Annotated in this window: 21 protein-coding genes; 8 read left to right on the forward strand and 13 right to left on the reverse strand. The window is 53.8% G+C overall.

Going from position 1 to position 24,952, the window contains the following annotated elements; genetic code table 11:
• Positions 1-32: 32 nt before the first annotated feature.
• The 3 genes from WCX19_RS07710 to WCX19_RS07720 all read right to left on the reverse strand — a co-directional run bounded on the left by WCX19_RS07710 (position 33) and on the right by WCX19_RS07720 (position 4,710).
• On the reverse strand, positions 33-1,544 hold the full coding sequence (locus WCX19_RS07710) for a class I SAM-dependent methyltransferase (RefSeq protein WP_373006806.1): 1,512 nt from the start codon (positions 1,542-1,544) through the stop codon (positions 33-35).
• 74 nt (positions 1,545-1,618) lie between these two features.
• Complete coding sequence (locus tag WCX19_RS07715; protein ID WP_373006808.1) at positions 1,619-3,412, reverse strand: methyltransferase domain-containing protein; 1,794 nt, start codon at positions 3,410-3,412, stop codon at positions 1,619-1,621.
• A 29-nt stretch (positions 3,413-3,441) separates the two neighbouring features.
• Positions 3,442-4,710, reverse strand: a complete 1,269-nt coding sequence (locus WCX19_RS07720; RefSeq protein WP_373006810.1) for an ABC transporter ATP-binding protein — start codon at positions 4,708-4,710, stop codon at positions 3,442-3,444.
• Between the two features lie 220 nt (positions 4,711-4,930).
• Between WCX19_RS07720 and WCX19_RS07725 the strand changes: the two genes are divergently transcribed.
• The 6 genes from WCX19_RS07725 to WCX19_RS07750 all read left to right on the forward strand — a co-directional run bounded on the left by WCX19_RS07725 (position 4,931) and on the right by WCX19_RS07750 (position 10,051).
• The gene (locus WCX19_RS07725) at positions 4,931-5,173 is read left to right on the forward strand and encodes a hypothetical protein (protein WP_373006812.1); all 243 of its coding nucleotides are present in this window, start codon (positions 4,931-4,933) and stop codon (positions 5,171-5,173) included.
• Between the two features lie 78 nt (positions 5,174-5,251).
• A complete protein-coding gene (locus WCX19_RS07730) occupies positions 5,252-6,034 on the forward strand; it encodes a tellurium resistance protein (protein ID WP_373006814.1) in 783 nt (260 codons plus the stop codon).
• 7 nt (positions 6,035-6,041) lie between these two features.
• Positions 6,042-6,971, forward strand: a complete 930-nt coding sequence (locus WCX19_RS07735; RefSeq protein WP_373006816.1) for a PP2C family serine/threonine-protein phosphatase — start codon at positions 6,042-6,044, stop codon at positions 6,969-6,971.
• Positions 6,965-8,323, forward strand: a complete 1,359-nt coding sequence (locus tag WCX19_RS07740; protein WP_373006866.1) for a protein kinase — start codon at positions 6,965-6,967, stop codon at positions 8,321-8,323. The genes WCX19_RS07735 and WCX19_RS07740 overlap by 7 nt, the downstream gene beginning before the upstream one ends.
• Positions 8,320-9,150 (forward strand): HEAT repeat domain-containing protein, encoded by an 831-nt coding sequence (locus WCX19_RS07745; RefSeq protein ID WP_373006818.1) that lies wholly within the window; start codon positions 8,320-8,322, stop codon positions 9,148-9,150. The genes WCX19_RS07740 and WCX19_RS07745 overlap by 4 nt, the downstream gene beginning before the upstream one ends.
• A gap of 172 nt (positions 9,151-9,322) precedes the next feature.
• Positions 9,323-10,051 carry a hypothetical protein gene (locus tag WCX19_RS07750; protein WP_373006820.1) on the forward strand — a complete coding sequence of 243 codons (729 nt, stop codon included), beginning with the start codon at positions 9,323-9,325 and terminating at the stop codon, positions 10,049-10,051.
• Between the two features lie 136 nt (positions 10,052-10,187).
• Here WCX19_RS07750 and WCX19_RS07755 read toward each other — a convergent pair whose 3' ends face one another.
• The 3 genes from WCX19_RS07755 to ppk1 are packed head-to-tail and all read right to left on the reverse strand — an operon-like array spanning position 10,188 to position 15,455.
• Positions 10,188-11,798: an HD domain-containing protein gene (locus WCX19_RS07755; RefSeq protein WP_373006822.1), complete on the reverse strand. Its 1,611-nt coding sequence runs from the start codon at positions 11,796-11,798 to the stop codon at positions 10,188-10,190.
• Positions 11,795-13,366: a CHAD domain-containing protein gene (locus WCX19_RS07760; RefSeq protein WP_373006824.1), complete on the reverse strand. Its 1,572-nt coding sequence runs from the start codon at positions 13,364-13,366 to the stop codon at positions 11,795-11,797. The genes WCX19_RS07755 and WCX19_RS07760 overlap by 4 nt, the downstream gene beginning before the upstream one ends.
• Entirely contained in the window at positions 13,353-15,455 is a 2,103-nt protein-coding gene (gene ppk1, locus WCX19_RS07765) for a polyphosphate kinase 1 (RefSeq protein WP_373006826.1), read from the reverse strand. Before ppk1 ends, WCX19_RS07760 begins: the two co-directional genes overlap by 14 nt.
• Positions 15,456-15,780: 325 nt before the next feature.
• Here ppk1 and WCX19_RS07770 point away from each other — a divergent pair, with 325 nt between their 5' ends.
• Entirely contained in the window at positions 15,781-16,929 is a 1,149-nt protein-coding gene (locus WCX19_RS07770) for a hypothetical protein (protein WP_373006828.1), read from the forward strand.
• Between the two features lie 76 nt (positions 16,930-17,005).
• Here WCX19_RS07770 and WCX19_RS07775 read toward each other — a convergent pair whose 3' ends face one another.
• From WCX19_RS07775 to WCX19_RS07800, 6 genes are all read right to left on the reverse strand, one after another.
• Positions 17,006-18,598 (reverse strand): FMN-binding glutamate synthase family protein, encoded by a 1,593-nt coding sequence (locus WCX19_RS07775; RefSeq protein ID WP_373006868.1) that lies wholly within the window; start codon positions 18,596-18,598, stop codon positions 17,006-17,008.
• A gap of 305 nt (positions 18,599-18,903) precedes the next feature.
• The gene (locus WCX19_RS07780; RefSeq protein WP_373006830.1) at positions 18,904-19,644 is read right to left on the reverse strand and encodes a heparan-alpha-glucosaminide N-acetyltransferase; all 741 of its coding nucleotides are present in this window, start codon (positions 19,642-19,644) and stop codon (positions 18,904-18,906) included.
• A gap of 288 nt (positions 19,645-19,932) precedes the next feature.
• Positions 19,933-20,514 carry an imidazoleglycerol-phosphate dehydratase HisB gene (hisB, locus tag WCX19_RS07785; RefSeq protein ID WP_373006832.1) on the reverse strand — a complete coding sequence of 194 codons (582 nt, stop codon included), beginning with the start codon at positions 20,512-20,514 and terminating at the stop codon, positions 19,933-19,935.
• The gene (hisA, locus tag WCX19_RS07790) at positions 20,511-21,221 is read right to left on the reverse strand and encodes a 1-(5-phosphoribosyl)-5-[(5-phosphoribosylamino)methylideneamino]imidazole-4-carboxamide isomerase (RefSeq protein ID WP_373006834.1); all 711 of its coding nucleotides are present in this window, start codon (positions 21,219-21,221) and stop codon (positions 20,511-20,513) included. Before hisA ends, hisB begins: the two co-directional genes overlap by 4 nt.
• Before the next feature lie 5 nt (positions 21,222-21,226).
• The gene (hisG, locus tag WCX19_RS07795; RefSeq protein ID WP_373006836.1) at positions 21,227-22,084 is read right to left on the reverse strand and encodes an ATP phosphoribosyltransferase; all 858 of its coding nucleotides are present in this window, start codon (positions 22,082-22,084) and stop codon (positions 21,227-21,229) included.
• Positions 22,085-22,148: 64 nt separating this feature from the next.
• A complete protein-coding gene (locus WCX19_RS07800) occupies positions 22,149-23,351 on the reverse strand; it encodes a methionine adenosyltransferase (RefSeq protein ID WP_373006838.1) in 1,203 nt (400 codons plus the stop codon).
• A gap of 634 nt (positions 23,352-23,985) precedes the next feature.
• On the opposite strand from WCX19_RS07800, the gene WCX19_RS07805 reads away from it, so the two are divergent.
• The gene (locus WCX19_RS07805) at positions 23,986-24,201 is read left to right on the forward strand and encodes a KTSC domain-containing protein (protein ID WP_373006840.1); all 216 of its coding nucleotides are present in this window, start codon (positions 23,986-23,988) and stop codon (positions 24,199-24,201) included.
• Positions 24,202-24,285: 84 nt separating this feature from the next.
• On the opposite strand, the gene WCX19_RS07810 is transcribed toward WCX19_RS07805, so the two are convergent.
• A complete protein-coding gene (locus WCX19_RS07810; RefSeq protein WP_373006842.1) occupies positions 24,286-24,906 on the reverse strand; it encodes a superoxide dismutase in 621 nt (206 codons plus the stop codon).
• Positions 24,907-24,952 lie beyond the last annotated feature (46 nt).

Here is a 24,952-nt window from a genome sequence, read left to right on the forward strand (position 1 = left end):
CTGCTATTAAAATATGAGTAATACATCGGATTTCACTTTTTCCCAACAACCGCATAATCCTGAGCGCCGAACAATATTGAATTCAGCATCTCAATATTATGGTTATACACGTCCACGTTCTTCCTTTCCGTTTCATGCATATCCACAGTCATCTCTATCTTTTTCAGTCTGCCCGCATCAGAAACCGGTGAGAAGAATTTCTTCTCGCATTCACGGAATCCAACTGCACTGATAAGATACTGCAACGTCTCCGGATGTATGGGTCTCTTATGGGTCAAATCGATGTAGAAGTTGGCAAACGATACAAAAGACAAGGGGTTCACCGTTTCAATGACAATATGATATCCAAATTTCATCTTCTGGTGACAGAGTGCAATCAATCGGATAAGATAGTCTGGCTCAAGGTGCTCCACGACCTGATCGATAAAGATCCCATCAAGGCTTTTGTCTTCAAGCGTTTCAAGATAGGTCAGTGCATCTGAATGTTCTACCTCTAAATGACGGGAACGGCAGTACGTCACCATATCGGGATCAATGTCTACACCGATACCACCAATACCATGGTCCTTGAGAATTTCAAGGAATTCACCCCTTCCAGAGCCGATATCAAGTACGCGGGAACATTTTTCGAAGTACGGAAGGAATGCCAGCTGCCGTTGTTTGATATCTTCGCGTGAACCCCGGAATCGCTCTTCGAAAAGGAAATAATTCGTATCGTTTGGGGTGGCGGTCGATTCCGAAGGAGTGCTCCTTTGTGCAAGCCCTTTCTGCATCCGCTCTTCAAGGAGTTGGGTCAACCCCATTTGTAACCGGATGTCCTTGTCGAGATGTGAAAAAACTTCACGGAAATTTGAATCAACACAATTTTGAATATTGGTGTTCAGGTTCTCATTTTGATGTGAGATCTTCTGGGTTAACACGTCTTCCCATTGTGAGATCTTCTGGGTTAACACTTCATCCTGTTGTGAGATCTTCTGGGTTAACACTTCATCCTGTTGTGAGATCTTCTGGGTTAACACTTCATCCTGTTGTGAGATCTTCTGGGTTAACACTTCATCCTGTTGTGATATTTTCTGGGTTAACACTTCATCCTGTTGTGAGATCTTCTGGGTTAATTCCTCATTTTGATGTGAAATGTTATGTTCCAGTTCCGCGCAGTTCTGTGAAGTATGGTTGAGAAGCCGGACTACACTTGAATTGAACCTGGTCTGGCGGAAGATCATCGGGTCAACATAGCGACGGACTTCTCCATGCACAAGCTGACGCCCTTTCACGAGCACCGTTCCGATGCAGGGATGATGAGAGCTGATGAAGTAACTGTTATTGTGGATATCCCAGTTGGCATTAATGTTGGAGAGATCACGTCCAATTGCTTCGTCCGATTCTCCCGCAGGACAATTTTTTGAAGGAGATTCTATTACCGAATCCGGATCCAGGGGCAGTTCTCCTGCTGCCTGCCGCCTCCGGATATTCTCGCGGATTTTTGCCATGATCTCTTCGACATTAATCTCATCATCGTGGATTTCTATGGTATTATCGTCCATGATGTCACCAATAGTGGAATCTTGATTTATACAATTGACAGAGGGAATTTTTCACAAATCTCTAAAATAATGTACTACTCATTTGTTTTAGTCTTGATCATCAGAGATATCGGGAGATCCTGTACGACGTTCTCAAACCAGAAACAGGTTTCCTGGACCAATGTTACCTGAAGAACATAATCGCCAGATGTTTTTGGAGATACTACTTCGATGGAAAAATTGCGGCTCTCTCCGGGTAAAAGAGGATATCGTATAACTGTTCTGATTCCATCAAATATCGTATACTTTCCATCTTTATCGAGCCAGTGATATGCGAGATGTACTGGATTTGGCGGGAGGGATACCCAACTCTCTTTACTTAAGTTATCCAAAGTGAGATCGATAGAAAAATGTTCATCTGGTGCAACAGTCTCCGGATATGCAAGAACAGAAATTTTTGCATGGATCTCATTGGTATCCAGTGGATTTTGGATCAGTTGATGAAGAATATATGCAGGATCAAGTGGGAAATGAGATGCGACCGCAAAAATGCTTCGGGCATTTTCCGTCTCATTCAATGAAAATTCTCTTCCAAGCGATCCTGCAATATCCGGAGTGGTAGCAACCCATACGATCGAATAGGGAAAATGTTCGTTCAGGCTTCTCTTGAGCAAATCCGGCGTCTGCTCATTGATATGCATCACATCTTCATAGTGTGTCCGAGGATTCTTGGGTAGATAACTTCCAACCGAACGAGCCTGGGCCCTTTTTTCTTCATAGGGAACATCATAATTCAACGCGTTGGGGGAAGTATGAACTATAAATAGTCCTCCGGATTTGAGGAGACCGGCAACGGTTTGCAAAACCAGATCATATCTGTTTTTCTCGATATGCTCAACAAAGTCTGTGGCAATAATACGGTCATATTTCTGATCGAACTGGTGATTAAGGAAATCTTCGCAAATAAATTCCAGTTTGTCTTTATTGATTGAGTCGTGGAATGTATTTTCTGCTATTGCTACCGCCGAAGGGGAATAATCAATGCCAGTGACGCTTGCCCCGGCTTGAGCTAGAGCATAACAGAGTTCTCCCCTCCCACAACCGATGTCTAGAATTGAGATCCCATGTGTCGGAGCCGCAAGATACATCGCGGCAAGAAGTCTTTCATCGGTTAATTGCTTACCCTGATATTTTTTATACGAATCGTACCCGCCGCAATCCTGCAAAAAATAGGTATGATCGTACTTTTCACGTATTGTTTGATCAGTATAATTTTTCTCGCGAATTCGGATATCTTTAGCAGAATCGTTTGTTTTTATTAACAACTCACCCGCATATGAAGGAATAATAAGTGAATATTCGATAAACTGTTTGTATTTTTCAAGGAAATACGTGGCACTCAACATATTTTCTTTTGACCAGAAATAGCCATCAAGAAGAATAAATTTTGCTTTTGGGAGGGCCAGTTCAAGGTCATGTATGGTTCCATCTCCATCCTGCTGCCCATCGATATGTATTAAATCGTAATAGTCCCCGGGAAATTCCGATAACATTTGACTGTTTTTCAGTAAAAAATCTGCATTAAATTTGCTTGTAATTTGTTTTGCCCAGTTGATCGCACCATATTTACCGCCAAATGTGGAAGAATCATTATCAATTCCGACATATTTTGCATGGGGAGAAGCCTCTAAAAAAGTGATGGCACTATACCCATAGCGAACACCGACTTCCAGAATTGACTCTGCCGCTATTGCTTTACAAACAGCATATTTCATGCGGTAGTAGGGAACCCATTCTTCAAACAGATATGAAAGTTCATCAGAGGGATTTGTAAACTGGCGAAAATCAAAATCAGTTTCACAATATATTTTTTTTATTTTATCAATCATTTCTTAACCCCCTGAATTTTAAATTTTAACTATTTTGCAAATACATTTTTTGGAGCATGGGTATCCAAAGATATTTTTGGATTTAGATTGAAAATTCCGGAGTACATTATTGATTGAGTATTCACTAAAACCTTAATAATCTCAATATCCTGAATTAATTGAATATATTCTTCAAAAGATCCTATATCAAATCCTTTATTGGCGACTCCAACGGAAAACGAATACGTTCCGGGTGATAAAGGAAAATCCATAGTCCATTCAATTTTTACTGTTTGACCCTCAGATAATTTTTGTGTTTTCATCTTCATACAATACGTATTCGTCTCAAAAATCGAGAGTCCCAGATTGTTACGAATCATAAGCCCATAATGTGGCTCATCCAGATCTTTGTGAGATTTGATCTCGTAAATAATCTTAATGACATTTTCACTTTCGATATACGAAATTTCTTCGCCCTTCTCATTGCACACTTTAAATGAAACCAGTTCAACCTCTCCGGTTGAAATCCCGGAATTATTCTCCGTGCACTCTTTCCCACCTTTTTTTACCAGCACCTGAACCGGTACATCCCCTTGGTGCATTTTCTTTAAAACCATATTCTGGTAAAAATCCACGACATCCTTGGGCTCTCCGCAATCGATCTCCCGTCCATGATCCAGCATAATCGCCGAATCGCACAACGTTTTCACCGCATTCATATCATGCGACACAAACACGATCGATCCCCCTCCCGCCCGGAACTCCTGGATCTTTCGCATGCACTTCTGCTGGAAATAGGCGTCCCCCACAGACAGCGCCTCGTCAACCAGAAAGCATGTCGGATCCGCATGGATCGCAATCGAGAAGGCAAGTCGCATTGTCATCCCGGATGAATATGTCTTGATGGGTTCATTGATGAAATCGCCGAGTTCGGAAAAGTCAATTATCGTCTGTTTTTTCCGGTCGAGCTCGTCTTTGGTCATCCCGATAAGCGTTCCGTTCATGTAAATATTCTCTAAGCCGGTCATCTCCGCATTGAACCCGGTGCCGAGTTCGAGGAGCCCCGTCACTTTGCCGTCCACCTGGATGGTGCCGCGATCGGGGATCACGATGCCAGAGAGGATTTTCAGGAGCGTTGACTTGCCCGCGCCGTTCTGCCCGATGATCCCGAGCGTCTCGCCGTTACGCACTTCAAAGGAGATATTGTCAAGCGCGACAAATTTTTTGTGGTACTTTTTCCGGTAGACAATTTCCTTGAGCCGGTCGGCTGGCGAGCGGTAAAGTTTGAACTGCTTTGAGATCCCTTCGACTTTTATCATGGGTGCGTGTATCGTGGTTGATTCGCAGGTGCATTAAAAATATCGGAGTGTCCCGGAGGGTGATAAAAAACACATAAATTTCCCCGGATGGTCTAATCAGAGAATGCCGAAGATTTTCCTGCCTGATGACATCTAACGTTTTTATTTGAGAATCCTGCCCACAGGTATAAGAACCAATATCATCAAAGTGTATAGAAAACATTACACGGAGTGAACTATTATGGACTTTGGAAATCTGGGGGGAATCGGCGCCTCGGCTGCCGGTTTCATTTCAACACCTGAAGGACAGACCTCAATAAAAAATTTCCTCGCGACACCGGACGGCATGACGCTTCTGAAGAATTTTGCCGCGACCTCACAGGGCCAGCAGGTCATCATGAGCATTCTCCCGTCCGTTGTCGACGGGATGAACCTGCCGGAGCCGGTCAAGGCAATGATCAAGAGCGCCGCCCCGACCCAGTAAACGGATAATCTCCTTCTTTTTTTTTACGAACTATTCTTAACGATACCGGGTGTTCCTGCCGCGCCGTCCTTTCAACCGGTGACCTTATATTGTTACCGGATAGAATGTGTAATTAGTGCGGATAAAGGGGGAACTATTATCGAAGATACCATACCGATTCCTGACGGTCAGGTAGCACGCAAACAACTGCACTTCTTCTGGCTTGCCGATTGCTCCGACTCGATGCGGGGAAAGAAGATCGCAACACTCAACCAGGCCATTCGCGAGGCACTTCCCGAGATCCAGAAGGCTGTCGCTGCATACCCGCAGGTCGATATCCGGATGCGGGCAATAAAATTCTCTGACGATGCCGCTTGGCATGTCGGACCCGACCCGGTTCCCCTTGACGAGTTTGTCTGGCCCGAGCTCGAAACAAGCGGTCTTACCGCGACGGCAAAAGCGCTCCGGCTCCTTGCCGGCGAACTCACCATTGAGCGCATGCCCCGCCGGGGGCTCCCGCCGGTCTGCATCCTCATCTCCGACGGGTTCTGCACCGACCCGAGCGAGGAGTACAATAATGCCATTGCCGAACTCGGGAAGATCCCCTGGGGGATCAAGGCGGTCAGGCTCGCGATTGCCATCGGCGACGAATCGGATTATAACGCGCCCGAACTGCTCAAGTTCACCAACCAGGAATCGGTCGGCCTCCTCAAGGCGCATTCCCCCGAGGAACTGGTGGCATACATCAAGTGGGCCTCGGTCAGCGCATCGGTGGCATCGTCCCGGGGCCGGAGCCGGGGGACAACGGCAGCAGAGGAGACCTCGAATGTCTCGCTCGAATCCCCGCCGCAGATGATCACGTCCAACACCGATCTGTTCTAGAACAATCATGCCGTCGCCGGAAGAGTTCTCCTGTACCTGCGATACCGGCCTTGGCTGGGTATTCGGGTGCAGCCGGACCGGGGCGAGCCATATCCGGGCGGGCCGGCCCTGCGAGGATGCCTATGCGCTCTGGAGCGGTTCTTCTGGCGCACAGCCCTGTATCGCGTTTGCTGTCGCCGACGGGCACGGCGACCCCCGTCACGACCAGAGCAGAACCGGGGCAGCCCTTGCCGTGGACGCGGCAATTACCGAACTCGTCGCGTTCCACCGGTCGTACGCGGACGGGAACATTCCCCGCCAGCAGTTCAGGGCCGGTTTCAAGACGGACCTTCCCCGCCGGGCCACCCGGAGATGGAGGGAACTGGTCGTGCAGGATGCAGGCCGGCGGACACTTCCCCCGGCCCCGGTGCCGCAGGCTGACGTGCAGGACCAGAACTTTACCCGGTACGGGACGACCCTGATCGCTGCACTCGTGGTTAACGACAGCATCCTGCTCGGCCAGATAGGGGACGGCGACCTCGTGCTGGTCCGGCCTGACGGCAGCATCGAGTTTCCCCTCCCGCGGGACCCGGTTCCTGCCGGGAACGAGACCCACTCGCTCTCGTCTCCCGATGCCCACCTGCTCTGGAGGACGGCCACGCTCGACCGGGGAAAGGGGGGTATCCTTCTCGCGGCAACCGACGGGATCTCGGACTCGTTCAACGGCGCGGAGAGCGAGGAGTTCTCGATCTTCGTCCACAGCCTTGTCGACCGGATCCATACCTACGGAACAGAAGCCGTGGCCGCTGCGATGGCCGGCTGGCTGGACCGGTATTCATCGGTTGCGAGCGGCGACGATATGACGCTTGTCTGGGCCTGTATTACTCCGGAAGAAATTCGGCCGGACGTGCCCGAACCGGTACCGGATGTGCCGGCGTCTGCGTGGGAGGGATGGTAACCGTGCCGCTTGCAGTAGGCCAGAGCCTCCATGCCGAACAGCTCGGGACGACCTTAATCGTCATAAAAAAGATCGGGGAAGGCACGCAGGGCGAGGTCTACCTTGTAAAAAGCCCGCAGGGGTTCCAGACCGTGAAATGGTACAGGCCCGAGCAGGCAACCCCTGACCAGCGGACGGCGATCTCCTATCTTGTCCGGTCCGGCCCCCCCTACGGAGCGGCAGGGCAGCGGTTTATCTGGCCACTCGACCTCGTGACCGCAGACGGGATTAAACAGTTCGGGTACCTGATGAGCCGGATCGATACGCAGCGGTTCGCCGAGCTCGGCGAGGTCTGGGCGCACCTAAAACCGGTCCCGGGCCTTGCTGCGCTTTGCGAGATCTCCTACCAGCTTGCGAACAGTTACCGGGCGCTCCACCTCTCGGGCCACTGCTACCGGGACATCTCGGCAGGAAACCTGATGTTCGACCCGAAAACCGGCGACGTTTTAATCTGCGACAACGACAACGTGGGCGTCAACCGCCAGTCCCGGTGCCAGGTCTGGGGCACGATGGAGTACATGGCCCCCGAGCTCATCCGGGGGGAGAGCGACCCGTCGACCGAGACCGATCTCCACGCGCTCGCCGTCCTCCTCTTCTATGTCTGGGTCTGGCACCATCCCTTCCACGGCGAGATGGAATACCAGTACCACTGCTGGGATATCCCGGCGAAAAAGCAGGTCTACGGGATTGCGCCGGTCTTTGTCTTCGACCCCGACAACCCGGCCAACCGACTGCCCGGAGACCCGGATTATGCGGTCGCGAAGAAGCGCTGGGAACTCTGCCCGCCCGAACTCAAGGCGATGTTTATCCGGGCGTTCACTGACGGCCTCACCAACCCCGGGCGCCGGGTCACCGAGGGGGAGTGGCAGAACCTCTTTTTATCCTTAAAAGACCGGCTGGTGCCCTGCCCGCACTGCCGGGCCGAGAATTTTACGGACACGGCATGCCCGAAAATCTCCTGCTGGCACTGTCACCGGGAGATCTCCCCGCCGCCGTTCCTTCTTATTCACCGCCCGGGTGGAAACTCCTGCCTTGCACTCTCCCCCGGTTCCACCCTCCAGTCGCGTCACATTGCACCGGGGGCCGGGATGGACGATGGCTCGCAGGCGATCGGACGTGTCGTCCCCCACCCGTCTATCCCCGGCGCCGCAGGGATCCGGAATCTCTCCAAAAGTACCTGGCAGGCCGTGTTCCCGGACGGGACGAGTACCGAGGTGTCCCCAGGCCGGGCCGTCCCCTTGAACCCGAAAACCTCCATAACGATTGACGGCGTATCCTGTACCATCATGCCACCGATACGGGAGGAACCATGAAAGATTCTGCCCGCACCACGCTCGCACGCCTCGTCGCCCGGTACGGGGTCTCGGTCGCCCATGACCCGAACCGGTGCGAGGGTCTGCTCCGGGACACCTGCCCGGAGTGCAGCCGCGAGATCTTTGTGCTCACCCATGCGGTACGCCAGCACGTGACCGACGACCTCCTCGCCCCGCGCCACACGCTTCCTTTGTCCCTCACCGAAGGGTTCCTCGCAAAACGGCTGGAGGACGAACTCGGATTTTCAACCGATGTGGCACGCTGGGCGGTCATAAGCTGGGCAGAGGCCCTCGGGCTTGCCGATCCTGCCCCGCCCGCAGCCACGCCACAAAAGCCGGCAACCCCCCACCCTGCGACGCCCACGAACCCGGCACTCCGCGAGCAGTGGGCGGCAGACCTTGTACATGCCCCGCGATCTGTCCGGCTCGGGATCGTTGCAAACCTCACAGGTGCCCCGGATACCGGGAACCTCCGGCTTCTCATCAGCGCACTGGAGAACGACGACTGGGCAGTGCGGAGTGCCGCGTTCGATGCCCTCTCGGATCCTGAAACGAGCTCGGCCGCCACCCTTATCGACGCGCTGACCGAGACCCCGGACGGGATCGCGTGGAGGGTTGCGCTGGTTCTCGGAACCCTGCGGACCCCGGATGCCATCGATACACTCATCCCCCTGCTCGACCGTGCACCGGTCGTCCGCGATGCGGCGATCTGGGCTTTGGGCGAGATCGGGAGCAGGAGGGCGATAACGCCGCTCATGAAACTGCTCCACCACCCGGACACCGGGGTCACTCTGGCTGCTGAGGATGCCTTAAAAAAGATCGGGTGAGATAACCCGAGCCGGGATACGTTCCCGAACCGGTTTTTCTTTCCAAAAGACTACCCATAAAAATGGCAGCAATCAAAAATATATCCTGTTTATATCTATACCCAGGTAATTTACCGATAAAAACATATAACAAAATTTAAACAGGTTGCTTTATTATAGAAACCTGATTAAAATGAACAAAACTAAAACAGCCTTCAGCGTATGCATTGTCGTAATCCTCGTGCTGGGAATTTTTACTGCCGGGTGCACGACTACTCCTGCGACTTCTCCAGAAACTCCCGCACAGACAACCGTACAGGCACAAAATACCCCGACTCAGTCACCCACGACAAACCCGGAAACGGTCACAACGCTCCCGGCAGCGGCAACAACCACGGCAGTCCAGTACACAACATACACAAATTCCCAGTATGGGATAACCCTGTCGTATCCAAAAGACTGGGAAGCACAGAAAGCCGGGGATCTTGCTGTGCGTGACTATGGAAAAGAGACCATTAATATCGTCAACTTTTATAGTCCCGGTAAAGATTCCTACGTGACATTCAGTGTCGATATCGACCCCTCAACGACAACGGATCTGGAAAAATACTATAACTCCGCGATCCTCGCCCTCCAGGCATCTTATCCTCACTGGCAGATGACCAAACACGATGCCGCCGCCAAGGTCTCCGATAATTTCGCATATCGGATTGATTACCGGATTTCCCATGAGGACAGTACCAAATCAGATTATGGCTTACAAATCTACACCATCGTTAAAGGAACTCCATATATCTTCACCTACCAGGCGAAAGACCTGACCCCGGCAGATGAGACATATACGGCAAATCTCGATGAAGCACAGGCTATGATCAAGAGTGTCAGGATCTCACCCGTGGCCGGTACCGTAAAGAGCCGGTGAAAACAGGCGGGATACCTGAGTTATTACCAACAACTGTTGGCACCTCAGCCAAATACTACATTTTCTTTTGGCATGATAAGTACAAAAAAGGGAATTGCAGGACAATCAGAGTTGGTAAAGAACGGGCCCCGACCTTTTAAATATCCCGGTGCCCATTCGCATCCCCACCGGTACGGGGTGAGATTACGTTAATGACCAGGCGCTTTGAGAACACCTTCTCAAATGCCTTCTGCTCGGCTTCCACACCCCAGACCTCGAGCTGGCAGTCGTTCTGCGCGACAATGTCAAGAACAATCTCGTTTTTATCTGCCCGGACAAACTTCGTGTGCTCCACAAGCCCGGCGTGGCTCCGGTCCAGGCTCTCTCCCAGCCGGACAAACATCGCAAGGACAAGCACCATCCGCTGTTCGTGGTCGGCGATCTCGACAATATCAAGGTGTTTCTTTCTCGGCTTCTTCTTGCGGTGGAACCGGGCGATATTTGCCATGATATCGATCTCTTTCTGGTCGAACCCGAGCAGATCGGAATTTTTTATGATATAATACGTGTGGGCATGGTGGTTGGTAAAGGAGATGAACGACCCGATGTCGTGCAGGAAGGCAGCATATTCAAGAAGCTCCCGTTCCCATTCGCCGTAGTCGTGCAATTTCATCTCTTTTGCGGAATCGAAGATCTCAAGCACCAGCCGGGTCACGGTCCGTGCATGCGCCTCGTTGATCACGCAGGACCGGCCCAGTTGGAGCACACTTGTCTCCCGGGGAGAAAGCGTCCCAAAAAGGGGGTAATCCTCCATTTTGGAAAGATAATCCGCGAGAAGACCGTCCTGGAGCCCCCGGCTGGTTGTGGTCACGGATTCTAACGAGAGTTCCTTCATGAAGGTCTCAAGGATCACGGCCCCTGCGATGATGATATCGGCACGCTCGGGGTTGATCCCGGGAACTTTCCGGCGTTCTTCAAGCGGGAGGGAGCAGAGCAGGTCTATTACTTTTTTGAGATCCCTGTAGGTGAGTATGCCGGGCGGGGAGGGAATATCCTTCTGGAGCGCTTTCTGCGCGATGTCGGCAAGGTTCATAATGCTGCCGGAGCTCCCCACCGCGAGATCGATCTTCTGTTTTTTTATCTTCTGTACCGTGTGGATGATCGCGTTTTTCACGTACTGCTGGACGACCTTGTACTGGTCGGGACGCACGGGTCCCGCCAGGTTCTGGGAGAGAAACAGGTTTGTCAGCCTGATTGCACCGAGCCGGAAACTCTCCAGCATCTGGAACTGCTGTTGGCCCCCAAGAGAGATCTCGGTACTCCCTCCACCGATATCGATAAAGAACGCCTGGCGATCGCCGAGATGCATCCCGCTTGCGACCCCGAGGTAGATCAGCCGAGCCTCCTCGCGGCCCGATACCACCCGTACATCGAGCAGCGCCTCGCGCCGCAGCCGGTCGAGCAGTTCTGTCTGGTTCGAGGCTTCCCGGGCTGCCGAAGTTGCGACAGCGACAAATTCCTCGGCAGAATGCGTACGGGCGAGATCGACGAATTTCCGGCAAACGAGGCTGGCCCGGTCAATCGCCTCCGGTTTTATCTCCTCGTCGTCAAATTCTCCATCCCCGAGACGCACCTGCTGTTTCTGTCGGGTCAGGATGCTGTAAGAATGGTTTGCATTAAACCGGACGACGAGCATCCGCACGGAGTTTGTCCCGATATCGATGAATGCCACCACACGCCCGGCAGCCCCGATCTTTTTTGCTCTCACGGTATCACCAGCGTCTTTTGGAATACATCAGCGAACAGGTCACTCTTTTTTAAAGCACGGGCCTTTTCAGTCGCTGCATCGCTGGTACAGATGAGCTCGCACTGTACTTCAGTTTCGCGGATCGTACAGTGCAGATCGGACACGGTACCTGCATGAAGGTAATCGAGGCCGTCGGCTACCCGGAGGAGCGCGGCAAGGCTGCGGACGCGGTTCTGATCGGCAGGTGAAAGAAGAAGCCAGAAACCTGTCGGCAGGCAGCGGGCGCTCCCGCCGTGAAGGCCGGCAACGAGAGCAATAATACCCTGTTCCCGGACCGGGACCGGCAGGCCGCCGCTTGCGAGGATCAGTTCCGCGCTTCTTTTCTGGTGCCCTGCCTGCCCGTCTGTCCAGCCGATATCGTGGACGGTTGCTGCATAATCGAGAAGTGCACGGTCGCGGGGACGAAGCCCGTGAAGGGGGGCAAGTTCATCAAAGAGCCGGAGTGCGAGCACCGCGACCGTGCTTTCGTGGGTAATGTGGCCGGGCGCCGTACCGGCAAGCCGAATAAACGCCTCGCGCTCCCCGTTTGTCGGGAGGGGCGTGCGGTGACAGAATGCTGTTTTCTGTCCTTCAAGCACCGCAGACCGCAGCTCATCACGGAACCCGGTACGGACAAGGGTGTCCCAGTACCGGACAAACTGCCGGTAGAGCCGGGCCCGGCGCCGTTCCCGGTTGATCAGGAGTTCCCGTAGGGGGGCAACCGAAGATACCTCTGCACCTCCTTTTGGGTGCCGGCGGGCACGCTGTTTTATGATCGCAAGGGTCATCTGCTCGATCCAGACGTCGCAGTCATGGATGTCACCGAGGAGATCCTGGAGTCTCTTTACCCGTGCGATCGGCTTCTCAAACCCGCGACGGTAGAGCGGGGCGTAGATCTCCAGCGTGTACCGGAGTTTCTTTGCCGCAATCCTCAGGGCGTGGTGCTCGAACACCGCGTCCGGGTTGTGCACGAAGGGTTCAAACCGGTCCAGCCCGGCCAGCCGCGTGCCGATCCGGTCGGCGGCAACCGGGAGTGTCCCAAAATGCCGCTCCCGTTTCCTTCCCCGCCCCGTTGCAGCAGGCGCAGGACAAGCCGCCCGCATCCCGGAGAGCACCTGCGTTTTCTCCAGCTCATCGAGCACCGAGACAACCTCCTGCTGGAGAATCCCGCGTCGTTTCTGGAGCTGCGAGAGGAGCGCGGCAATGGGATCATCCGAGTGTGCCGGCACCGGAACTGCCTGGGCCTTCAGGTACTTTTTCAAAAACGCAACCTGGACATCCGTATCCCGGGCTTCGCCAAGGGCACGGGTGATCTTTTTTATCTCGTGTATCCAGTGCCGGAAATCTTTCTCACTAAAACAGGAAGAAAAGAGCGGGAGCGCCGCACGGAGCCGGCGGGAGGCGACCCGCATGCGGTGGATATGCTCGATATCGTCGTTGGCCCGTACGCCGGCGCACTCGGTCGAGATAACCTCAATGAGGGGCAGAAGCCGGCCTGCACCGAATACATAGGGGCCCGGCTCCGCCTCTTTTTGATCAGGGGCCAGCATTGTACCATATCCCGGGGTGTTCGAGGAACCATAACTGCGAATCGACCGGTGCCTCTCCCGGTTCCGGATGTTTCCGTACGTACGTCCCGTCGCCGGACATCAGCCGCAACTGCTGGTTGTCCTTCAGCTCAGTATCGAGGATAGTGGTAAGGAGGGCCTTTTTGATCGCGGGATCGGTGACCGGGAAGAGCACCTCCACCCTCCGGTCGAGGTTTCGGGGCATGAGATCGGCGCTCCCGAGGAGTACATCATCCCCGCCATTGTTCCTGAAATAATAGATCCGTGCATGCTCAAGGAACCGGCCGACAATCGCGCTGACCGTGATGTTCTCACTCGTGCCGGAAAGGCCGGGCCGCAGGCAGCAGATACCCCGGACCTGAAGATCCACCTTTACCCCGGCCTGCGAGGCGCGGTACAAGGCGTTGATGCATTCCGGATCCACGAGAGCGTTCATCTTGAAGATAAGGCGCCCACCCCCGTGCTCCCGGTGGTTTGCGATCTCCCGGTCGATATGGGAGATAATGGTGGAACGAAGGGTGACCGGCGCCACGGCAAGCTTCCGGTACTGGTCGATGCGGGCGTAGCCCGTCAGGAAGTTAAAGAGGTTTGCTACGTCGTACCCGATATCCCGGTCGCAGGTAAACATCCCGAAATCCGTGTAGACCCGGCTTGTCGTCGCATTGTAGTTGCCGGTCCCGAGATGCATGTATTTCCGGATCCCGTCTTTCTCGCGCCGGACAACCATGCAGAGCTTCGCGTGCACCTTGAGGCCGACAACCCCGTAGACCACGTGAACGCCGGCCCGTTCGAGCGCCCGGGCCCACCCGATATTGTTCTCCTCGTCAAACCGGGCCTTGAGCTCGATCAACGCCGCCACCGCCTTCCCGTTCTCGCGGGCCTCCATGAGTGCCCGGACAATCGGCGATTTCGAACCCACCCGGTACAGGGTGATCTTGATCGCAAGGACGGCCGGGTCATGTGCCGCCTGCCGGATAAAATTAATAACCGGTGAGAAACTGTCGTACGGGTGGAAGAGGAGGATATCTTTTTTCTTTATCGCGGAAAAGATGTCTTTTTCCTCGGCAAGTTCCGGGGGGATTGACGGCTGGAAGGGGGGATCCTTTAAATCGGGCCGGTCAAGCGAGAGGAGTTCCATGAGGTCGGCCATGCCCACCGGGTGGCCGATCCGGTACAGCATGTGGGACCCGACACCCAGTTTCTTTTCAAGCATGTGGCAGGTGCTCTCATGCATCGAGGAGTCGACCTCGATCCGGACCGGGGTCCCCCGGGCGCGCTGCTCCATGATCTCCTCGACCGTGGTCAGGAGATCGGACGCCTCGTCGACTTCAATATCGAGGTCCGCATCCCGGGTGATCCGGAAGGGAGAGGCTCCCACTACTTCAAGGCCGGGGAAAAGCAGGTCGAGGTGCGCCGCCACGAGGTCTTCGAGATACACCAGGTGCACCTGCTTGTCATCGCGATGGCCACCGGCACTGGTCGCCGGCACCCGGATAAGCCGGGGAAAGAGACCGGTGGGCACTTTGATGCGTGCGAAGAGTTCCTTTCCCTGCGGGTCACGGATGATGATGGCGAGATTTAAGGAGAGGTTCGAGATGAAGGGAAACGGGTGGGCGGAATCGAAGGCAAGCGGGGTGAGAACTGGGAATACTTCCTCGATAAAGAACGTGCGGAGCGCTTTTTTCTGCTCTGCGTCGAGCGCATGGTAGGGATGGATGAAGATCCCGGCGTCGGAAAGCCGGGGGAGGATCTCCTTTGTCCAGCAGTCGTACTGGTGAGCAAGCTCGGGGAGAAGGACTTTTTCTATCGCAAGGAGCTGCTCGGACGCGGTCATCCCGTCTGGTGGAGCCTTCAGCACTCCCTGGGCTGCCTGACGCTGGAGACCCGAGACCCGGATCATGAAAAATTCGTCAAGGTTGTTTGCAAAGATGGAAAGGAACTTTACCCGTTCAAGGAGCGGGTGTCTCTCATCCTGTGCTTCCTCCAGCACATGGTGGTTGAACCGGATCCAGCTCAGTTCACGGTTGATGTAGAGCGAGGGAGAATCCAGCGGAGGTGCGGAATCGGTCATGAGATCACCGGAATGCTGCACGAAACGGTGTCATGCAGGAGATATTGTTTATTGTACTCATGGTAGGGAGGCCGGGTTTATCAAGCCTGCACCCGGCAGGAGTCCGCTTTTTTAGAGTCTCTCCCATTAGAGAGTGCAAAGATAATCTGACTCCTGCCACCAGTTTTTGTCTATCCTTTTCCCGGTCACGCCGGCAAATGTCGATGATAATGCCCTCAAAAGTAGTAATCGGTCAGTTTGGGCTGATTGGAGAGTCTCTGACTCAACTGGTATATTTCATGCAGATTGTTATTTACTCTGCCGGCAAAAACTTAAAGAATCAATCATGATCACGTGGCTGAATGGGAATTTTAAAAATTTTAAACCCACTGCAGCGATAGCGCTCAACGCCACGCGGCACATGAACACAGTCGAGCGCAAAAAACTTTTTTCTCCCGATATTGAGCCCATGCGAACCGCTGAGGGACGCTGGTTCGAAGCAATCATTTACGAGATGTTCCTTGGGATCTCCCTGAAATCCGACTGCATAAAGTACATCGCCCGTAAAGGGGCGGACGCACCACGCGCCGGTGCACCGGCATGCCTGGGACAAAATGGGATCTTTTACTCAAAGTACGGAGACATCACGTTCCGGGGAAACGGCCAGGACCTTGCGGAATTTGACCTGATCCTCGTTGATTCAGATGATCATGTTGCCTTTGGGGAAGTCGTGACGTCTCCGGCAGACTTAAAGGAATTCGAGATCGAGATTGCGTTCAAGAAACGGCTGCTCGGGTACCTGTACGGCCAGGGGCATGTTTCATTCCTTCTCATCTCCTCCTTTGACATCTCCAACTACTCTGTCGTAAAGAGACTTGCAAAGGATCCGGACAATGCCATTATCAACACCAGTTCCTGCGAGGAAATAAAGGGGCTCGTGAAACACTACCGGCCCCGGATCCTGTACACAAAACCCACCAACCACCCCAAACTGATCCGCGCCACCGATATCCCGATCAAACACCCGATCGACTACCGGGAATACCACGATGAGTTCAGGAACCGGATCTTTTCCGAGATCACGCACGGCCGGGGCAGGAAGAATGTGACACCGGCAACCGATACCGAGGCGCTCGTAAAAAAGATCCTCTACGGGGCACTCTACCCGCATGCGATCAAGGCGGTTTGCGACCAGTACGGCCTCGTCGTCAAAGGCAAGCGTATCGAGTACAATGAATTTTTCACGTATTTTTCAAAAGCGATCCTCGCAACAGATCTCCCCGGCTACGAGCTGATAATCTACCTCAGATCCCGGCAGAAAACAGAGTACCTCAAGATGGTACAGACAAAGGCTGGCAATTTCCGGTTTGAACGTCCGACACCGTCACGGGTGGGTTTTTTCCTCTGGATAGAATCGCTCCAGCCAACACTCGGGACCAGGATCTCATTAGAGATCCTCAAAACATTTTCTATAACTGATCCGGTAAAAAAATAAGGAAACGACCGGGGAGGCAACCAGGATTTCCCCCGGCCCTGCCTTTTTTAGCCCCGCATATATTTTTGTTGCAGGTTTAGTCCAGCAGCGCGCCCATGGCCTCGTCGTACCTGGCTTCCATGACGTACGGGATGCCGGAGACTGCGGATGCGTCCTCGGTAAGTGCCATCAGGTCGTCGCGCGACATGGTCGAGAGCCGGAAGTTGCGGCTGCCTGCCATGATCTGCTGGAGGCCGGTCCTGAATTTCTGCGCGTAGGTGTAGATGCCCACCGCGCCCATCGGGATCGTCTTGACTTTCGAGCCGTATTTCTCCTTGAGCTCCTCATAGCAGACAAAGATCTCATCAACCGTGCTGCCATATTTCGAGACTGACTTGGGCAGATCGCCGGCGGCAAGCCATTTCTCGATGTTCTTACCCACCATGCCGGGGATCATAAGGCCCCTGCCCATGCAGACTGCCTTGAAATACGGGCTGCCCATCGCAAGCGCCTTAAAAACGCCGGGCTCGTCCGAGAACCCGCCGGCCATGGCGAGGTCCGGCACTCTCATGCCTTTCTTCTCCAGTTTCTGGCAGAACTCGTACGTGAGCGACTGGAGGTAGAATGTCGGGATACCCCATTCATTCATCATCGGCCACGGGCTCATGCCGGTCCCACCGGGAGCGCCGTCAATCGTGAGGAGGTCGATCTTTGCTTCGGAGCAGTAGCGCAGCGCCATCGCGAGCTCAACCATGGAGTACGCGCCGGTCTTTAACGTGACGCGTTTGAATCCGATGTCGCGGAGCCGGTCGATCTCTTCCAAAAATCCTTCCTTCGTGACAAAACCGAGGCGCGAATGGCGCTCGAATTCCTTGATTGCACCGGCCTTGAATGCGGCCTGGTTCTCCTTTAATGTCGGGTCGGGGAGAACGATATAGCCCCGCTTCTTGAGCTCGATTGCCCGTTCGAGCGAGGTGACCTTGATCTCTCCACCGATGCATTTTGCACCCTGGCCCCACTTGAGCTCGATAGTGTCCAGGTTGTGCTTGCTTGCGACATACTCCGCGGTTCCAAGCCGGGTGTCTTCAACATTCATCTGGACGAGAATTTCCCCGTAGCCTTCGTTATATTTCTGGTAGGTTGTGATCCGCCTGTCCATCTCGGGTGATGCGGTGACCTTGCCTTTATTGTCCCGCTTTAAGCCCGGGTCGATACCGCAGACGTTCTCACCGCAGACAAGCGTGATGCCGGAGATGGCAGCGCCGACCGCGAAGTGTTCCCAGTTGGCCCGTGCAATTTCCGTAGAGCCGAGCGCCCCGGTAAAGATCGGGAGGCGCATCTTGACCTTCTTATCCCAGCCGTATTCGGTCTCGGTATCCACGGTTGAGAAGACCGCTGTATCCGGACCGGCTTCGGTACCTTCGGGTAAGCCTTTTGCCCCCATGGCATATCCCTGGATGTTGAGATGGGAATAGTCAATGGGATAGTTCTTGTCGGCTCCTGCTGTGATCCCGCCAAACGGGCCGGGATAGAGAACTTCACGGCCCCTGAATGACGAGAGCCAGATCTCGCAAGCGCCTTTACATCCGTCCATGCACCGGGTACAGATACCGGAACACGGAACGACACTCCGCGACCGGTTAACGGTACCTGTTGCTTCATTTGCATTGGGTTGTCTTAAATTGCTCATGAACTCACCCCTCATTTGAGAGTGGATGATATCGTTGTGGATCGCGTGCGCCGTTGAGGGCGCAGGAATGGTGACCCTGACATAGTTTGAGAACATTTCTCAAACTAGAGGAACTTTCCTACCATTGTTTATAAACAATTGCATTTTGTTGTGAATTGTCATGTTTTTCAAACATTTTTTTGAATTTTTTGGAAATTTTCGATCGGTTTTCAAACAAAATTAAAAAAAATAGCAATAATTTTGTAAAAACTGTTCAGGATCTGCTCATGTGCGATCCCTGCAAGTACGGTATTCCGCATGGTTTCTCAGACGACCGGTGCGCCTGTCGCCAATGACAGCACCAGGAGGATCAACGGCTGGTGCACCAGGTAGATCACGAGAGAGTGCCGGCCAAGAAAGGTGAGCGGTACGATCGCGTTTAAGGGAAGTCCCGTCAGTGCCCATCTCCGTTCTCCCCCGGGATAGGCAAATTCCCCGGCTGCCATTCCGATCAGCACGAGGCCCATCCATGGAAAAATCGGCGTATAGTCGACGCTCCAGAACGTGAGCGGGTGGATGCCAAAGACCAGAAGTCCCGCCGGGCCGGGAACGGTCGCAAGGATCCATCCCAGAACAATAAAAACGATTCCGATCACTGCGTTCCAGTAACGGAACCGGAAAAAGAGCGGTGATAGCATGACCGCGACCCCGATCAGGTGGAGGATTCCGAAGATGACAAATCCCTCCTGCAGGTACCACCACGTCGCGATGGTCACGAGAAGCCCGCAGCAGAAGATCCCGGCGCCCCGCAGCAGGAATTTTTGTGCGAGCGCTCTCCCGTGAAGATACGATGCTGTCCTGGCATGACTGATCGCAAGCGAAATACCGGCGACAAGCAGGAAGAGCGAGGCAGTGGCATACGCGAAATACCTCCAGGGGCCATCCGCAACATCGAACGGCACAATTTGGAAGAAGGTCAGGTCAAAGACCGTATGGAAAACGATCATCATCACGATGGCGATACCCCGGAGCAGATCAATCTCGGGGTACCGGCCGGCATCGCTCATGGGTACTGGTACATCGTTTTCGGATTCTGATATGTGTTTGGAAATAACCGGGAATGGAGTGACTGTTTGCATAACTCCACGGGCTTCACGTAAAATAGAATCGAAATTATTACCCTGATTGACGTGCGATCCTGTGGGTCATGTGATGGTGACGGGTTTTTGGGATGGCTTCATCGATATACTGTCTGCAAAGGGCCAAGATGCCCCCGATGGTCGGTTATAAAGAAGAATGGCAGATCTGTCCGCACACAAAATGATGTCCGGGATGATCGATGCACATCAGACCGGTCAGAATGTCCCCTTTGTGCTCGGGATGCCTTTTGTTATTCCGCTCTTTGCCATCGCATTGCCAAGGGCAATCCCGAACGCCTTGAACGCCGCCTCGCACTGGTGGTGATCGTTTCTGCCAGAGAAGGTAATGTGGGCCGTGATGCCGGCATGCATGCAGAGAGAATAGAAGAAATGCTCGAAAAGATCGGACGGGATGTTCCCAAGCGTCTTATTGCCGAAGGTCCCGGTGTAGACCAGATACCCCCGGCCGCCGCAGTCGAGTGCCACCTGCGAAAGGGACTCGTCCATCGGGATGATTGCATGGGCAAAGCGCCTGATGCCCCGGCCGTCCCCGATTGACTGCTTCACCGCATCGCCGATCACGATCCCCACATCCTCGATCGTATGGTGGCAGTCGACGCCAAGATCGCCTTTTGCCCGGCAGGTAAGATCGAAGCCGCCGTGCTTTGCCATCCCGGTGAGCATGTGGTCGAAGAACGGTACTCCGGTCTCCACCGACACCTTCCCGGTCCCGTCGGGATTGAACGTAAGTGCAATCTTTGTTTCTTTAGTCTCCCGTGCAATCGTAACTTTTCTCATCCAGATTCCTCTAGTGCCTCTGAAAGGTTAATCTTACCGCTGTACAGCGCCGAGCCGAGCACCGCTCCGTATGCCCCGGCCTCCCGCAGGGTTGCGACATCCGCACGGCCGGACACACCACCGGCGACCACCACCGGGATGCGAACGTTCCCGATGAGCTGACGGACCGGGCCGGCTGCAATGCCTTTCTGCAGTCCCTCAACATCCACGTTCGTGTAGAGCAGAAAACCGGCGCCGAGCTGTTCGAAGGTCTTTGCCCAGCCGATATAATCGCCGGCGGTCTCCTGCCAGCCGTGGATCGCAACCAGTCCGCCCCGGGCATCAACCCCTGCCATCACCCGTTCGCTGCCAAATTCCTGTGCAAGGGTGCGGATGCTCTCCGGCTGCTGGATGGCAAGCGTGGACAGGATAATCCGGGTGACCCCGGTTTCGAGCCAGCGGCCCCCGTCCTCCACGGACCGGATACCGCCGCCGAGCTCGATCTCGACTCCGGTGTCTTTCACGAGCGCCCGGATCAGTTCGGCGTTCTTTGCCGACTCCCCAAAAGCACCGTCAAGGTTGACCACGTGCAGCGCATCGGCCCCGGCATTGAGCCAGCGGTGGGCACAGGAGAGCGGGTCGCCATACGCGGTTGCGCTCTCCCGTTTTCCCTGCACGAGCTGGACACACCTGCCCCCGAGAATGTCTACGGCGGGAAAAATTCTCATGATGATCAGCGGATCATCCGCTCGATGGACATAACGAGGATGTCCCGTGCACCCGCCCGTTTCAGGGAGTTGATCAGTGCATAGACCCGTTCTTCGTTCACGACCGCGTGAACAGCGACCATATCCTCGGTTGACGCGACATCCATAACGGTCGGGCCCGAGAGGCCGGGCAACACGCTTTTTACCTTCTCAAGCGACACCCGTTTCACGTTCATCATCAGGTAACACTGCCCGCGTGCCCGTATCACGCTTTCGAGGGCCAGGTGGATCTCGTCGATCTTTTCCCGTTTGGTCTCAAGCGACCGGCGGTTTGCGATAAGAATGGTCGAGGTTACGAGCACCTCGTCGAGCACCCGGAGCCGGTTGGTCTTCAAGGTATTGCCTGAACTCGAAAGATCGACAATCGCATCGGCGATCCCGAGGTGCGGTGTTGCCTCGCAGGCCCCGCCGACAAGGACAATCGTGACCGGCACGTGCCGTTTTGCAAAATACTGCTTCGTGATGGTCGGGAACTCGGTTGCGATCTTTGCCCCTTTGAGATCGTGGACTGAGGAGATCTCAGCATCGTCGCGGACGGCAAGCACAAGTTTTGCTTTCCCGATCTGCAGATCGAGAAGTTCCTCAACCTCCGATCCTCGCTCGACTACCATATCATGGCCGGTGATGCCAAGATCTGCTGCGCCGGTTGCCACGTATTCAGGGATATCAATGGGCCTGGCAAAGAGGATCTCCACGTGGGGGTCAAGCGTGCGGGCAATGAGCTGGCGCTCGGCAACATCCGGCAGGTGGAGCCCGCTCTTCTCCATCAGGTCCATGATCGGCGCTGCGATCCTCCCCTTGTTGGGGATAGCAAGCCGGATCATGCCGGAAAAAGGAGAAAGCCCGGCCGGTGCCGGGGCTGGTGTTTTTTTATCGCCTGATCTCTTTTTAGAAGGTCTTGAGTTCGCCACGGATTACCTTCTCGGTGATGCTTGTCACGTGTGCCAGGTTGTCATCGACGATTGCCTGGATCTCGCCGTTAATATCCTTTAAGGCGACGCCCTTCTTTGGCAGTACCTGGACGCTTGCCACAAGCGGGAGATCGATTGGTTTACCTATCTGGGAGAGCAGGCGGACGTACATCTCCTCGATGCCGTCAACCTTCTTCACCGACTCCTGCGCGATCTGGGTCGAGAGGAGGTTGTAGATCTTGCCGATGTGGTTGATCGGGTTCTTGCCGCTTGTCGCTTCCATGCTCATCGGGCGGTTGGGGGTGATAAGCCCGTTGCACCGGTTGCCCCGGCCGACCGAACCGTCGTCGCCCATCTCGGCCGATGTGCCGGTAACGGTCAGGAAAACACTCTTGTTCTTGATGTCGTCGGCGGTGTTGACGTTGACCACGATCTTGCGCTTCGTGCTCTTCTTTGCGACCTTTCCGATCTCGTCGGCCAGAAGGGCCATGTAGTCCTGGTATTCTTTTATGTCCGCACAATACTTGTCGACAATGGCGCAGGCGATGGTGAGCGTGATCGTGTTCCCGTCACGCAGGCCCATGATCTTGATGTCCTGCCCGATGGCGGGATACTTCTTGCGGAGTTTTGTGTCGATATAATTTGACGAATTCCTGATGATATTCTCTACATCGGAGAACGGTGCGTGCCCGACACCAAACGAGGTATCGTTGGAACGGGGGACTTTGCCCTGCCGGGGCTTGAAGACGTCACGCAGATCGGTTGAACCCGTGCCGAGCCGGCTGTCGATCATAACATCCCGGGTCAGGTTAAGTTCGGGAAGGATCTTATGGAGGTACTTGTGCGCCGCTTCAATCGCGACTACATCTGTCGGGACCGTGACGCCATTGAACTGCTTTGTCGCCCGGCCATCGATTAAAACATAGATCGGCCGGATCATCTTCCCGCCGCCGAATTTCGGGCATGACTCACCGGCAACGACTTCGCCCTGATCGGTGTTGTGGTGCAGAACGACGCCGAACTCTTCAAGGTACTCCTTGCAGAGTGCCTGGGAGATCGACTCCGCAATCCCATCTGCAATGCTGTCGGGATGACCGAGGCATTTGCGCTCAACAAGTTCAATCCGCTGTTTTTCCAGGGGGATCTGATTCAACGCTTCAATCTGAATATTTCTCTTCATTAAAATTCCTCGGTTTCTCCGTAATCTTACTAGTACAAGAGACTGGCATTCATATAACGATTTCTTCTTAGGCAAGATCGAAGAGGATGGCGAATTTCCCTCGTTTCACACCAGAACGAACCGGGTACGATAACGCAGTAAAAAAGTATCAGACCTTGGTCTCACACTCTGTCAGAATTCCTACAATGTTTTCTTTTTTTTAAGAGCTGCCCTTCCCCACGCTCTTTGTAAAGGGATGTCATTTTAGACCCCACATACCAAGAGGGTACCCCCTAAGGGGTCGCATGAAGTCCCGCAAAAATTCTAGCCGCCCCCGCCTTTTTACGTGAAGGGGTACCCCTACCCCCCCGACCCGGATCGTCCGGCGTGATCCCGCTGATTTTTGTCACATGTACATGCGATAATTGGATGTACATGTGATAATCGCATGTACATGTGACAACCGCGTTTCGCGATTTTGTCCAGAAGGTCCGAAAGTAGGGGCACCTGCCACTAAAAGGGGCGACACCTCCTACGTGCAAACCCAACCGTCATGGCAACCCGGAACAAGATGAAGGATCCCGCCATTTGGATATTTTTTATTTTATAAAAACTATTAACCCTCCAGCGCACTAATACAATAATGGTGATATTTTTGGAAAGACAGTCCGTTAAGTCCTGCATCCTGCGCTCCGTGGGATATGATGATGCAATGAAAAACCTGGAGATCGAATTTCACTCAGGACTTGTTTACCAGTACTCGGGTGTTCCTTCCAAAGTCTATGCAGATCTCATAAGTTCAAGCGCTGTCGGGAAATACTTCTCCGACAAGGTCCGGAACCGGTTCCGGGCAAAACAGCTTGTTGTATAAATTGCGTCCCGTAAAAATTCCTTTTTTGTTTTTTTACCGGCAGAAACGGCCGGACTTATAAAAAAAGAGATGTGAAGGACTCGTTTATTTTTTCAGATGCGTGATGAACTGCTTGTTTACCGCATCCCAGTTCACGAGATTCCAGAACGCCTCGATATACTTTGCCCGGTCATTCTTGTAGTCCACGTAGTACGCATGCTCCCATACATCGAGAACAAGCAGGACCCGGAATCCCGGGTAGACATTTACGTTGTGCTTCTCAATCTGGTTGATAAGGAGCCGGTGCGTCGTTGTGCTCGCAGAAAGAACCGCCCAGCCGGAGCCCTCGACACTGGAAGCTCCTAGCGTGAACTCTTTTTTGAACCGCTCAAACGATCCGAACTCCTCATCGATCGCTTTTGCAAGTTCGCCTTTGGGCAACCCGCCACCGCCTTTACCGGCCGGGGCAAGGTTCTCCCAGAACGTGTTGTGGAGTTTGTAACCCCCGACATGGAATGACAGTTCCTTTAATGTCGCCTTGATGTCGAGATCGGCTTTGTCTTTCCGTGCCTTATCCAGTTTCTCAAAGATGGCATTCGCACCCGTCACGTACGCCTGGTGGTGTTTTGTGTGGTGCAGGGTGAGTTGTTCCTTTGAGATGTACGGTTCGAGCGCCGCATAATCGTACGGCAGTTTGGGAAGAGTATACAGTTTGTCGTTTGCCATGACAATCAACTCCACATGGAGTGTATGCACGGTAATATCCCGATAC

Source organism: Methanoregula sp. (assembly GCF_041663825.1).
Lineage (GTDB): Archaea > Halobacteriota > Methanomicrobia > Methanomicrobiales > Methanospirillaceae > Methanoregula.

Bases quoted from the DNA above. Each gene is read 5' to 3' on its own strand.
- WCX19_RS07710 (WP_373006806.1), bottom strand. From the start codon at position 1,544: ATGGACGATAATACCATAGAAATCCACGATGATGAGATTAATGTCGAA.
- WCX19_RS07715 (WP_373006808.1), bottom strand. From the start codon at position 3,412: ATGATTGATAAAATAAAAAAAATATATTGTGAAACTGATTTTGATTTT.
- WCX19_RS07720 (WP_373006810.1), bottom strand. From the start codon at position 4,710: ATGATAAAAGTCGAAGGGATCTCAAAGCAGTTCAAACTTTACCGCTCG.
- WCX19_RS07725 (WP_373006812.1), top strand. From the start codon at position 4,931: ATGGACTTTGGAAATCTGGGGGGAATCGGCGCCTCGGCTGCCGGTTTC.
- WCX19_RS07735 (WP_373006816.1), top strand. From the start codon at position 6,042: ATGCCGTCGCCGGAAGAGTTCTCCTGTACCTGCGATACCGGCCTTGGC.
- WCX19_RS07740 (WP_373006866.1), top strand. From the start codon at position 6,965: ATGGTAACCGTGCCGCTTGCAGTAGGCCAGAGCCTCCATGCCGAACAG.
- WCX19_RS07745 (WP_373006818.1), top strand. From the start codon at position 8,320: ATGAAAGATTCTGCCCGCACCACGCTCGCACGCCTCGTCGCCCGGTAC.
- WCX19_RS07750 (WP_373006820.1), top strand. From the start codon at position 9,323: ATGAACAAAACTAAAACAGCCTTCAGCGTATGCATTGTCGTAATCCTC.
- WCX19_RS07760 (WP_373006824.1), bottom strand. From the start codon at position 13,366: ATGCTGGCCCCTGATCAAAAAGAGGCGGAGCCGGGCCCCTATGTATTC.
- ppk1 (WP_373006826.1), bottom strand. From the start codon at position 15,455: ATGACCGATTCCGCACCTCCGCTGGATTCTCCCTCGCTCTACATCAAC.
- WCX19_RS07770 (WP_373006828.1), top strand. From the start codon at position 15,781: ATGATCACGTGGCTGAATGGGAATTTTAAAAATTTTAAACCCACTGCA.
- WCX19_RS07775 (WP_373006868.1), bottom strand. From the start codon at position 18,598: ATGAGCAATTTAAGACAACCCAATGCAAATGAAGCAACAGGTACCGTT.
- WCX19_RS07780 (WP_373006830.1), bottom strand. From the start codon at position 19,644: ATGAGCGATGCCGGCCGGTACCCCGAGATTGATCTGCTCCGGGGTATC.
- hisB (WP_373006832.1), bottom strand. From the start codon at position 20,514: ATGAGAAAAGTTACGATTGCACGGGAGACTAAAGAAACAAAGATTGCA.
- hisA (WP_373006834.1), bottom strand. From the start codon at position 21,221: ATGAGAATTTTTCCCGCCGTAGACATTCTCGGGGGCAGGTGTGTCCAG.
- hisG (WP_373006836.1), bottom strand. From the start codon at position 22,084: ATGATCCGGCTTGCTATCCCCAACAAGGGGAGGATCGCAGCGCCGATC.
- WCX19_RS07800 (WP_373006838.1), bottom strand. From the start codon at position 23,351: ATGAAGAGAAATATTCAGATTGAAGCGTTGAATCAGATCCCCCTGGAA.
- WCX19_RS07810 (WP_373006842.1), bottom strand. From the start codon at position 24,906: ATGGCAAACGACAAACTGTATACTCTTCCCAAACTGCCGTACGATTAT.